This window comes from Saccharospirillum impatiens DSM 12546 (genome assembly GCF_000423605.1).
Lineage (GTDB): Bacteria > Pseudomonadota > Gammaproteobacteria > Pseudomonadales > Natronospirillaceae > Saccharospirillum > Saccharospirillum impatiens.
The window spans coordinates 1-12,230 of the sequence record NZ_AUIH01000066.1 but is presented as its reverse complement, the minus strand read 5'-3'; the positions used below and the strand labels follow the sequence as shown (position 1 = coordinate 12,230).

Here is a 12,230-nt window from a genome sequence, read left to right as displayed (position 1 = left end):
ATTGAACCCGACCCAAATGCTGAAATCCCCTTGAAATTGCCTTACCCGAGCGGATTGATGGAAAAATATCGGTCTATTTCAACAGCCTGTTAAACCTCTTCTCATAAGGGAACTGTGTGTGAAATATTCTCCATACTCACTGTTACTGCTGATGAGCGTGCCCATCTGCTTGCTTATTGTGCTTTTGGTGTGGCCACCCAAAGAAGCGCCATTGGTAGGAATGTCCGGTAAGTTCTATATTCACCATGCCAATATCGTCGATACTGGAATTCTCAATAGTAGACCGGTGAATGTAGAGGATGAACGGATAGCAGGCGTTTTGTCGGGCGTTATACTGCATTTGTCTCAAGGATACACTGTTGTAGATTAATCAATGACTCTGACCCCATTGATTCAAGTCTTTTCGCATGCCCCTTTTTGCCGAAAAGGCTTCGTAGACCCATAGGCGTGTCGGGTTCTATTAGCGCAGGCTTTTCAAGATGCTCGGGCTTTACCGGCGTTGGAATTGGTCGCTCAAGGTCGGAGCGATCAAACGGTGGATGCTTGACCTCTTGCTTCAGCGTTTCCAAGTCAACGTGATCGTCCACAGTTAAAGTGGCGGCCAGCAGCCCGTCGATATCATCATATACCTCCTGGAGCTCGGCGTTGAGGTCGTTGACCTCAGCTAGTTTTGCTTCAAGGTAAGCAGCTGCCTCCTCCTTTTCGGCCTCCTTCTCTAGTCTCCTTCGTTCCGTGGCGCTCGCTTTCGCTGCTTGTTGGCGGAGCCGCGCCTCTTGCTTTCTCCGCTGTTCAGTTGTTCGCTGAATTACCAGCTCTTCACGCTTGCGGCGACGCTGAGCACGCTCCGCTTCACGTGCCGACGCCTTAATCGCTCTGTTGAGCTCTGCTAAGATGCCACGTCGTGCCATTAAATCGCTCCTTGATCAAAAATTTATATGGTAGCCTCCAGAGCTGCTTTACCCAAGGCTATTATCTCACTCGCAAAGTCTTCTCAAAGTAAGCTGAAACCCAGCCTTGGTCAACGTTCCAAGGTTCTTTTCTCACTTCGCCCAAGACACCCATCATAGCGACCAATCAATGGGTTCAGAATCATTGATCCAGAATTATTTCAATGGCTCTGACCCCATTGATTGATTCTAATGCCGCCTTTGAGTCACTAACTTTCCGGTCAAAAATATCTTCAATTTTACTTCTTAATTGATTCTCTTGCTCTTTATTTGTTTTATTAAAATCTATATACAAGAACTTCAAGTTCTCTAACTGTTCAAACAACTTGTCGTTATTATACGATTCATGATTTTCAAGCTTGGTTGTTATTGCATCTTGTATGACTGGGTCTAACTCACCATAAATGACTTCAGAGTCTTCCTCGTTTACAGTGTGAGCATAAGTTCTAGTTTGTTTTTTACTGCCAACCCTGGTAGTTACTTTCTTTTCGAGTTGTATGGTTGTGTTTGATGAAAAGTACAGGTCATGACTATAACTGAGACATTTGGGATGTTTATCTGAAATGAGCGATTTACCGACCTTGAGTATTTTAACTATTATCTCAGCAAGTTCGACACCGATTTTCCAACTACCGTTGGATTTCTTTTTTGATTGATAGGTTTCTACTTTGACTGCTTTACCATGGTCATCAAGATAGCAAAATAGTATGTCTTCCAAATGCTCAAGAGATAGGAAATACTTCGCTCCATCAAATTTGCTATGGTAGTTATCCAATATAATGAAAAGAGCCATGTTTCTCTGCAAAGCAAAGCCTTGTTGTGCTCTAACTCCTGCATTTACGCTTTGATCAACCAACACCATTTCCTTGTTTTTTGTTTTTGCTTTAATGGCTCATATTTCAGAGTTTATTCATGTTATATCTGATAAAAATTTTTAATTAGTCTTACATTATATGGTACTTAGTAGATGAGTGTCATTGCTTCTCGGCGCTAGGCGATTATAGTTTGTAGTGACAATGTTCGCAGTTTTAAGGCTGCTTTTGAATACATGCTGAAGAAGGCGAGTCATTGGAAACATCGTATTATCTTCAAGGCTATTTTTAAATATTTCGTTATCTTCAGGATTAATCAGTGCCCAGGTAGACTTGACAATTCTTAAAGCCAGTTCTTCAGAAGCTGTTACGTGATATAAGGCGGCTTCCAAATCAATATTATCCTTTAACAACTGGCAGAATTCGTTCCATGTCTCAATCTCGGCAGTAGTCAGCCCCGAAATGTCAGTATTTTTTACCAGATGGTTAGCCAACGCCCACATTCCAGACATGCCGTGTGCAGTGGAGCCACCACTACCCAAGATGATGACAGGTGCTTTTCCATAGAAGTCCTGAGCTTGTTTTTGGTAGTTTAAACCAGTCATATCACTCTCTCTATGATTGTACCGCTATCCTTCAGTTTAACGTATGGTATGTGGTAGCTCCACTCGCCCGCGTAGTAATAGGCGCGAACGTTAAGTTGACGTCAGAACTCGGAAATCACCAGGTGTTAGTGCCGTCTTGGAAAGCACCTTGTTGCTAAGCAGGTCCTTCCGGATTGCCAGAATTAGCTCGGCTAACGCCTTCTCTTTTTCTTCATCGGTAGACTTTTTGCCTGTATGAACAGAATCGATAAAACCGTAGGCCTTATAGATCACCTCATCGGGACAGTTCATCCAGCACAAATTAAGCTGATCAATAAACTTGTTCTTCAGAGCTTTGCTTTCTTCCGCAGAGACTGTGGATAAATGAAAGCCACGGAGGGACTTTATAAGTTCCTGATATCTATCCTCTTTTCTTTGGTATTCCTCCCATCGCCGCTTGCGCCATTCGTTCGCGAACCAAGCTATGGTCGCTACTAACAGAGGAATTATGATTTTTAGGTAATCCACCATTTTCTCCGAAGTGAAAAGCACTTAACGCCTTGCGTAATGGCCAGTTTGTGGATCACAGCGGAACAAAGTGCTCCGACTGACGCTGCTGGTTAATCCGGCCGTCTTGCCAATTCTCGACCTGCCACGGTCAATAATCTTCGCAAGTCATCAATGTTCACGGTATCCCAAGAGTAGACGCCGCCATCGTAATCCGTTGAGTAGCGATTCAGTATTTTCCCCATGACATGACCCGCGATTTCGAGGTCTTTCCAGCCGATGGGCGCATCCTCGTTCATTCGATCTCTGTCAAAAAAATAACGTTTATCAAAATGGCCATGAAACATATCGCGACGAATACGCACATTTTTGAGAGCCTGTAGTGATCTTATTTGCTCTCGATCTTGTTCGATTACATCGACTGTAATCTGTTCTCTCCCGCGCAACATCCAGTGATCATCTGGATACTCCCGCCTGTGCTGTAGTTCTTTGGGGGCTAGCCACTTTCGGTGGTGCTCTATAAAGGTCAAAAAATTGAAAAGACCTCTGTCGCCTTTCTCGTCGAACAACTTATCAGCCCATAAAATTATCGTAGTTAAAAGGGCCGCTTCCACTATTTGGAAAAATGAGGGGGCAAGGTTCATCGCCTCCAACCGATCGTTCTTTCGCTCCTGTATTTGGCGATAAACGACAACGCTATCGATGTACCGATGAATCTCTCCCCGCAATGTCTCTCGGTACTCTTCAAACCGTTTATCAAACTCATCTCGAGTCATTGCGATCCTTGGATTAACAGTATCTGCTTGGTCTGTTTCGACGTATTTACCGACAAGTTTGACGCTAAATACATCACACCATTTCACTAAGACCAGTGCCTGGAGCTACTTCTCACTTCATTAAACGAGGCATACTAATACCGGTAAAACAGTCGCCCCAGACGACTATCCCTAATATCAGCGTCTTCAGTGACACATATCTCAGGATATTCCCGGTATCAACATCGCACTCGCTGTATTCTATATGATCATATTCACAAAAAGATTGGTTGAGGGTGCACTGATAGCTGGCACAATCAAACATTCAAACCTCTTGGCAATTGTTAGTGACGGCGTTAATTCGCCGAGGTGCTGATTCACGCAATATTCAAGTGTTTCTGGGGCGTGCACATTTGGAGATCAACCAGACCTCCACCAATGTTTGAAATTGCACGAACTAGATACCCTAAGCCCGATAAGTACGCTTTAGACTCGCTACCGCCCGGCCGGTTACAGGGCACACCAAGGTGAAAAACGTTGTTTCGTCACCATCTCACTCTGTGATGAAGTTGGCAAGTATTTCTGCAGGAGAGGTGTCGTATGTGTCCGCTTTTTTGGGGTGGGGCAGTGGTTTGTTTTGCTTCCTGTCACCCAGGGGGCTGGCTTCCTACGAATTGGGGCGCGGTGTTGTGGTCTTTCTGGCTGTCTTCCTTGGTTTTCGCTTTCTTCCAAAACTTTTGCCCGGCATTTTACCCAGCCCGGCCAGTCCTGTGGGCACAACCGTCCGCAATTGCCCACACAGCTCACCCAGGCCCACTTCAAGCGGCCCCATCAAATCCTCATACCGGGCTTTCTTGCTCGCAATGTCCCCCAATACCGACTCCCACCTGGCCGTTAGGTCCGGCTGGGTAATCCGCTCAGGCAGGGCGTGTATCAACGTCTTACCCGCCTGAGTCGCATGAATGTTCTTCCCCTGGCGCTGTAAGAAGCCTCGTTTGAACAACAGTTCAATAATGCCCGCCCGGGTCGCCTCTGTGCCCAGGCCATCGGTTTCCTTCAGAATGCTTTTCAGCGAGGCATCGCTGACGAAGCGGCTGATGCCGGTCATGGCGGCGAGTAGGGTGGCTTCGGTGAAGGGTTTTGGGGGTGTGGTGTGTTTTTCCTGGCAGTCGGCCTGCAGGGATTGCAGTGGCTGGCCTTCTTTCAGGGGTGGCAGGGGTGGTGCTGTTGCTGATTCAGTGGTTGCGTCGTCTTTGGTGCGGGCGCTGGGAAACAGGGCTTTCCAGCCCAGGTCGTGGGTGTCGGTTTGGCTGGCGCGGAAGAGGCCGTTTTCTATGGTGACTTCTACTTTGGTATCCAGCTTTTTCCATACGGGCATGAACTGGGCGAGGTAGTTGCGGCAGACCAGGCTGTAGACTTTCAGTTCATCGGCGTTCAAGCGGGTGAGTTTGCGCTGGGTCGGGATGATGGCGTGGTGAGCGCCCACTTTCGCGTCGTTCCAGGCTTTGCTTTTCTGCTTCAGGTTCAGGCGGCCGACGGTGTCGGTGAATCCGCTGTGGTTCAGGTTGGTCAGGCTGACTTCAATGGCACTGGTTACAACGGCGGCTTCGGCGAAGTGCTCTGCCGGTAAATGGCGGCTGTCGGAACGCGGGTAGGTAATGGCCTTGTGGGTCTCATACAGGGACTGGGCGGTGTCGAGCACGTGCTGGGCGCTCATGCCGAAGGCGCGGTTGGCGTCCATCTGCAGGCTGGAAAGGCTGTGGGGCAGTGGGGCAGGCTGGTTAATGGGTTTCTGTTCCAGCTTGGTCACGCTGGCTGGTTTGAAGCTGACGCGTTGCACCACGTTTTGGGCGAGCGGCTGCGAGAGGTTCCGGCCCTGGTCGTCTAGCCAGGGCTCGCAGGCTTCGCTCGGCACCCATTTGGCATGGAATTGCTCGCCTTGCTCTGTCTCCAGCAGGGCGATGACGTCGTAGTAGGGTTTGCTGACGAAGGCATCGATGCTGTCGTCGCGGCCGACCACCAGGCCCAGCACTGGTGTTTGCACCCGGCCGATCGATAACACGCCCTGGTAACCGGCGACCTTGCCCTGCAATGTCATCGCCCGGGTCAAGTTAATGCCATACAGCCAGTCGGCCCGGGAGCGGGCGAGGGCGGATGTCGACAGCGGCTGAAAATCGGCATTGGGTTTTAACTGGCGGAGGGATCGTTCAACCGCGGCCTGGTTCAAGTCGGCAATCAATAGGCGCTGGGTGCCGGCTTTTTTGGCGGCAGGCACTTTTAAGTAAGCGATCACTTCATCGACCAGTAACTGGCCTTCGCGGTCCGGGTCGCCGGCGTGTACGAGTTGGTCGGCTTCTTTCACCAGTTTGCGCAGGGCACTTAACTGAGCGCCCACCTGTTTTCTGGGTACCCACTGCCATTGCTTGGGAATAATAGGCAGGTGATCGTGACTCCAGCGCTTAAAAGCCGGGTCGTAGGCATCCGGGTCGGCCTGCTCCAGCAGGTGGCCGATGCACCAGCTCACTACATCGCCATTGGCAAAGCGGATGCAGCCGGTTTCTTTCTTGCCCGTGCCGGGTAGGGCATCGGCAATGGCACGAGCGAGGCTGGGTTTTTCGGCAATGAAGAGGCGCATGGTAGTTAATCGATAAGTATGGATGGATATACAGTAATCTGCTGAGCGTTGAGGATCAAGGGGTTGAGTTATGAGCTGCGAGCTTTTTGTTTTTAGAATGCCGAGTTTGCAACCAACCGAGTGGTGGCTGCCGGGTAAGCCTATCCGGGGAAGTTCGCAGCATGGATGCTGCGATCTAGGCCCCATGGATGGGTTCACGCCGACCTCGGATAGGCTTACCCGGTGGCCGCCACGGATTCCCGGCACCAAGGCCTACCCGGTGCCCAGCACGGATTCCTGGCACCAGATCACAACTAGACGCCTTACCCGCCAGCAATGAACCCGCTATAATGCCCGCCTTTGGGTTGCTGCGTGCAGCCCGGCCAGACTTTACTCGACCGACCCGGGAGTGTTCGTTTACATGAGTGACAAGCCGTCCAACTTTCTCGCCACCATCATTGAGGATGATCTGGCCAAGGGTAAGCACGATAAAATCGTGACACGCTTCCCGCCAGAACCCAATGGCTATCTGCACATTGGCCATGCGAAATCCATCTGCGTGAACTTTGGTCTGGCCCAGCAATTTGGCGGTGTCTGCAACCTTCGGTTTGACGACACCAACCCGGAGAAAGAAGAACAGGAATACATCGACTCGATCAAAGCCGACATTCACTGGCTGGGGTTCGAGTGGAATGAGACTGAAAAATACACCTCGAACTACTTCGATACGCTGTATGACTACGCCGTGCATCTCATCAAAAACGGCGATGCCTACGTGTGTGATCTCTCCGGTGACCAGGCGCGCGAGTACCGCGGCACCCTCACCGAGCCCGGTAGGAACAGCCCGTTCCGGGATCGTACCGTTGAAGAAAACCTGGCCCTGTTCGAACAAATGCGCAATGGCGAGCTGGACGAAGGCTCCTGCGCCCTGCGTGCGAAAATTGATATGGCCGCGCCGAACATGAATATGCGCGACCCGATTCTGTACCGCATTCGCAAGAAAGAACATCACCAGACTGGCAACAAATGGTGCATCTACCCAAGCTACGACTTCGCCCATGGCCAGTCCGATGCGCTGGAAGGCGTTACGCACTCCATCTGCACACTGGAATTTGAAGACCACCGGCCGCTGTATGACTGGTTCATCAGCAAATTGCCCGTGCCAGCGGTGCCGCACCAGTACGAATTTGCCCGGTTGAACGTGAACTACACCATTACCTCCAAGCGCAAACTCAAGCGTTTGGTCGACGAAGGCGTGGTCGATGGCTGGGACGACCCACGCATGCCGACCATCAGCGGGATGCGTCGTCGCGGGCTGACACCAGCCTCGTTGCGCAACTTCTCAGACATGGTCGGCACCAGCCGCGCCGGTGGCGTGGTGGACCTGGGCATGCTTGACTTCGCCATTCGGGAAGACCTGAACGACAACGCCCCGCGTGCCATGGCCGTGCTGGACCCGTTGAAAGTCGTGCTCACCAATTTGCCCGAAGGGCACCGCGAAGTGTTCACCGCACCGGGCCACCCGAACCGGGAAGACCTGGGCGAGCGCGAACTGCCGTTCACCCGCGAGATCTACATCGACCGGTCCGACTTCAATGAAGACAGCAGCCTGTCGCGCAAGAAGTTCAAGCGCCTGGTAAGCGGTGAGTGGGTGCGCTTGCGCAACGCCTACATCATTCAGGCGAACGATGTGGTCAAAAACGACGCGGGTGAGATCACCGAAGTTCACGCCACCGTGGTTGAAGGCACCGTCGGCGCCGATGCACCCGAAGGCATTCGCCCGCGCGGCGTGATTCACTGGGTATCGGCCAGCGAAGGTGTGCCGGCTACCGTGCGTTTGTACGACCGCTTGTTCAACACCGCCACACCCGACCGCGGCGGTGACGACTTCATGCAGCACCTGAACCCGGACTCGTTAACGGTTCTGACCGGCTGCATCGTCGAACCCAGCCTGGTGAAGGCAAAAGCCGAGCAGTCGTTCCAGTTTGAGCGCGAAGGGTATTTCGTGATCGACCGGTACGAGTCTGCACCGGATGCGCTGGTGTTGAACAAAACCATCGGCCTGCGGGATGTGTGGGAGCGTAAAGTCTGAACCGGTAAACCCGGCTTGCCGTACCATGGGGGTGATCTTCAAGGAGCACTCCCATGATACCGTCCCTCGCGTTCAAACAGCTCGCCCTCCGAGCTGGTTTCTTGTCTCTTTTTGCTCTGTCAGCTGCCCCGGCTAACGCGGTTAGCCTAACGCTGGAAACCGGCCCACTCGGCTTTTCCTACAACGATGCCCAGATCCCCAATTCATCGGAAGGTGATCGGTTCGACCTGCTCGAACTCACCGGTGCAGGCCCGGTGCCCTATGTGCGGTTGAGTGTGGAAGAAACCTTTGCTGAAAAACATACCGTGCGGGCGTTGTATGCGCCGGTCAGCATTGAGGGCACCGGAACCTTGAGTGAAGCCACCCGTTTCGGGGGCGAAACCTTCGCGGCCGATACGCCCATCGAAGGCTACTACAAGTTCAACACCTATCGGCTAACTTACCGCTACACGTTCAGGGACGATCAACGCTGGACGCTTGGGGCTGGCATAACCGCGCTGGTGCGGGATGCCAACATTCGGCTGACCCAGGGCAGCACCGAAGCCGATGACCCCAACCTGGGCGTCGTGCCCTTGTTGCATTTCAATGCCCAGCGCCACCTGAACGATACCGTGACGCTGGAGTTAGATATCGATGCGCTGGGCAGCCCACAGGGCCGGGCGATTGATGCGGCTTTTATCGCCAATTACCGATGGAGCGACCGGGTCACGGCCAGAGCCGGTTACCGCACCCTGGAAGGCGGCGGTGAAGGCGGCGACGTGTATACGTTCGCCTGGCTGCATTACGCCCTGTTCGGCGCAACGCTGCATTGGTGATTCGCCGGGAAGTGCCGGGCAAATGATGGCTTTCTTGATCCGGAACAAGGTATAACTCGATCAGTGGTCTAGACTGCGGGAGTTTATAATCCCCCTTTCTGGAGCCCTGCATGTTGTCGTTAGTCTACTCCCTGGCTTTTTTGCCGATTGTTCTCGCTGGCATTCTGCTGGTCGGGTTTCACTGGCCCGCCAAAAAAGCCATGCCGGTCGTCTTGCTGGTCACCCTGGTGCTGGGTGGCTGGGTCTGGCAGATGAGTCTGATGCGGATGACCGCCTCGGTCTTGCAGGGGCTGATATTAACGGCCGGTATTTTGTGGATCATCTTTGGCGCGCTGCTGTTGCTGAACACACTTCGGGCCAGCGGCGCGCTCTCGGCCATTCGTGCCGGGTTTTCCGACATCAGCCCGGACCGGCGGGTGCAGGTGATTCTGGTCGCCTGGTTGTTCGGCTGCTTTCTCGAAGGGGCTTCTGGTTTTGGCACCACGGCTGCCATTGCGGCGCCGTTGATGGTCGCGCTTGGGTTCCCGGCGATGGCCGCCGTAGTCATGGGCATGATGGTGCAGTCTACCCCGGTGTCGTTCGGGGCCGTGGGTACACCCATTGTCGTCGGTGTGACCGGCGGGCTCGACCGCATAGGCATTACCGAGTTGCTGGTGGGTAATGGCAGCAGCTGGAGCGAGTTCTACCGGCTGATGACCTCTGAAATCGCGGTCACCCACGGCATCATCGGCACCCTGATGCCGTTTCTGATGTGCCTGATGCTCACCCGCTTTTTTGGCGTTAATAAACAATGGCGCGAAGGCTTCGCCATGTTCCCCTTTGCACTGTTTGCCGGGGTGTCGTTTACCATTCCCTATGCGGCAGCGGGCATTTTGCTCGGCCCTGAATTCCCCTCCATGCTGGGCGCGCTGATCGGGTTAATGGTGGTCGTACCAGTCGCCAAACGAGGCTGGTTGCTGCCGAAGCAGTCGTGGGATTTCGCGAACAGGGAAGCATGGCCCGACGCCTGGAACGGCAGCATTCACATCCCGATGGACGATACCCCCGCCGAGCAACGCATGCCCTTGCTGCGCGCCTGGGCACCCTATGCCATGCTGGCGCTGCTGCTGGTGTTAACCCGGGCCATTCCGGTGGCAAAGCATTTCGTGGAAACGTTTCTGGCCTTTGGCTGGAGCGATATTCTGGGCGAGGCGGGCATCAGTGGCAGTCTGCAACCCTTGTATCTGCCGGGGGGCATCATGGTCGTGGTGGTCGCGTTGACCTTGTTGCTGCATCGGGTCAGTGCCGGGCAGTTGGGCGAGGCGATTGGTGCCAGTACCAAAACGCTGATCAGCGCTGGCTTCGTGCTGGTGTTTACCATTCCGATGGTGCGTATTCTCATTAACTCGGGCGTCAATGCCGCCGACTTGCCCTCGATGCCGCGTGCCATGGCGCAACTGGTGTCTGAGTCTGTAGGCGTGGTGTACCCCATGTTCACCGCCACCGTGGGTGCACTTGGGGCGTTTATCGCGGGCTCCAACACCCTGTCGAATCTGATGCTGTCGGATTTTCAATTCAACACCGCGCAATTACTCGGGGTTTCAACCGCGATGATGGTCTCTGCTCAGGCGGTGGGGGCTGCGGCGGGTAATATGATCGCGATTCATAATATTGTGGCGGCTTCGGCGACGGTTGGATTAATGGGGCGTGAAGGCACGATATTGCGTATGACCATTATTCCGACGTTATATTATTTGGCGTTTGCGGGTGTGATTACCCTGATTGCAGTGTATGTGATTGAGGTGGGAGATCCGGTGATGGCTGCGATGCATTAGGTGAAAAAAAATAAGGTTCACTTGCCTCCATGAGAGTTGGCTTGCTATAGATCAACGTGCGGTTTGAACTCGTACTGTGCGACCTCTCACTCGCCATGGCATGAACTGAGATTAAGAAAAATTCCTAAGAATTGCCCTCCAGACGTCAAGAGCTGTATCAGTTAAATTTGAGCCGATGAGTGCACAGTACTGCTTGATTCGCCCACATTTTGATGCACTAAATTAGCGTTTCTAGATAAATTAGAATATATCGACACCATTTTTCAAGATGGACTTTGTTGTGGATCATGAAAATATCGTTAAAAATTAAGGATTTAACTTTATGTGGCTACTATATTAAATGACTTTAAAAGCGAAACTTTCAAGCTCTGAAGAATATATGTTATTCGAGTCTTTACATAACATTCATGGTTTTTGTGATCGACTTGTCAATATCAGTGAATCTACTTTGTTACTTTGGATTTGTCGCGAGTATTCGTGGCAAAATAAAAACCCACAACGAAAAGGAGATAGTTATGGATGATTCGCCAATTAATTTCGACTATAAATTCAACTACAGTTGATCAGCTCGTGATCTGTTGTATGTAATCCAGATACGGAGGGGGACGCCCCTCCTTCTATGGACTTTCAGCGATATCTATAAGGAGATTCCATTGGAAAAGCTAATGAAAATCTTTAACTCAGAAGTGCCGATCGTACTCTGTGATAACAAAGATATAGAGGACTCACTGCGCTTGGCGGGTATTGAAGCTTTTGATGTTCATCAAGCAAGCATTGAAGAGACTTTAAGAAATTGTAATTCGGTAGTTATGGTAATAAGTGATCCAAATCTAGATAGAAAGCTGCTTAAGGAGAAGATTAGTAAGCTGAATGTTTTGATGCTCCCATGTTATGCTTTTAGCTCTACTACAGCAGAAACCATATATACACCTGAATCCGTAGGTTAATAATAAAAAAACGGCCTATAGCCCTCTATTTGCGCCGAATTTTGCTAAAATAGTCCCCTCAAATAGATCACCTACTGAGTGAGTAAATGAAGCGTTTCAAAATCGTACAATCCGATGCAGATATCATCAGTCACAGTGGCTTAGCACTGATTGGTCAAGCCGTAAATCGACACACCTATCTTACACAGCAAATTGACGCACTGGTTCCATTGCGCCACGGCATAAAACATTCGGATGTGATCAAAAGTTATCTAGCGATGCTATGTATTGGTAAAAATGATTTTGAAGCGATCAATACGATCGAAAGTGAACATTACTTTATGGATGCAATGGGGCTTAATGA

Annotated in this window: 10 protein-coding genes and 1 pseudogene; 5 read left to right on the top strand and 6 right to left on the bottom strand. The window is 51.6% G+C overall.

The window, feature by feature from the left end; all coding sequences use genetic code 11:
* Positions 1–329: 329 nt before the first annotated feature.
* From G565_RS0118850 to G565_RS0118825, 6 genes are all read right to left on the bottom strand, one after another.
* Positions 330–908: a hypothetical protein gene (locus G565_RS0118850; RefSeq protein ID WP_028672242.1), complete on the bottom strand. Its 579-nt coding sequence runs from the start codon at positions 906–908 to the stop codon at positions 330–332.
* Between the two features lie 181 nt (positions 909–1,089).
* Positions 1,090–1,803, bottom strand: a complete 714-nt coding sequence (locus tag G565_RS0118845) for a dsDNA nuclease domain-containing protein (protein ID WP_169579680.1) — start codon at positions 1,801–1,803, stop codon at positions 1,090–1,092.
* Positions 1,804–1,896: 93 nt separating this feature from the next.
* On the bottom strand, positions 1,897–2,364 hold the full coding sequence (locus tag G565_RS24945) for a hypothetical protein (RefSeq protein WP_211227224.1): 468 nt from the start codon (positions 2,362–2,364) through the stop codon (positions 1,897–1,899).
* A gap of 90 nt (positions 2,365–2,454) precedes the next feature.
* A complete protein-coding gene (locus G565_RS0118835) occupies positions 2,455–2,874 on the bottom strand; it encodes a hypothetical protein (protein ID WP_157600157.1) in 420 nt (139 codons plus the stop codon).
* 89 nt (positions 2,875–2,963) lie between these two features.
* Positions 2,964–3,713: an AbiU2 domain-containing protein gene (locus G565_RS0118830; RefSeq protein ID WP_157600156.1), complete on the bottom strand. Its 750-nt coding sequence runs from the start codon at positions 3,711–3,713 to the stop codon at positions 2,964–2,966.
* Between the two features lie 559 nt (positions 3,714–4,272).
* On the bottom strand, positions 4,273–6,240 hold the full coding sequence (locus tag G565_RS0118825; RefSeq protein WP_028672238.1) for a DNA topoisomerase III: 1,968 nt from the start codon (positions 6,238–6,240) through the stop codon (positions 4,273–4,275).
* Positions 6,241–6,640: 400 nt separating this feature from the next.
* On the opposite strand from G565_RS0118825, the gene G565_RS0118820 reads away from it, so the two are divergent.
* The 5 genes and pseudogenes from G565_RS0118820 to G565_RS0118800 form a co-directional block, all read left to right on the top strand.
* The gene (locus G565_RS0118820; RefSeq protein WP_028672237.1) at positions 6,641–8,311 is read left to right on the top strand and encodes a glutamine--tRNA ligase/YqeY domain fusion protein; all 1,671 of its coding nucleotides are present in this window, start codon (positions 6,641–6,643) and stop codon (positions 8,309–8,311) included.
* Between the two features lie 53 nt (positions 8,312–8,364).
* Positions 8,365–9,126 carry a hypothetical protein gene (locus G565_RS24940; RefSeq protein ID WP_051208263.1) on the top strand — a complete coding sequence of 254 codons (762 nt, stop codon included), beginning with the start codon at positions 8,365–8,367 and terminating at the stop codon, positions 9,124–9,126.
* Between the two features lie 110 nt (positions 9,127–9,236).
* On the top strand, positions 9,237–10,940 hold the full coding sequence (locus G565_RS0118810) for an L-lactate permease (RefSeq protein ID WP_037340315.1): 1,704 nt from the start codon (positions 9,237–9,239) through the stop codon (positions 10,938–10,940).
* 665 nt (positions 10,941–11,605) lie between these two features.
* Positions 11,606–11,887, top strand: coding sequence for a hypothetical protein (locus G565_RS0118805; RefSeq protein ID WP_157600154.1), 282 nt, complete (start codon positions 11,606–11,608; stop codon positions 11,885–11,887).
* An 86-nt stretch (positions 11,888–11,973) separates the two neighbouring features.
* Positions 11,974–12,230, top strand: a pseudogene (locus tag G565_RS0118800) (IS1380 family transposase); the annotation flags it as partial.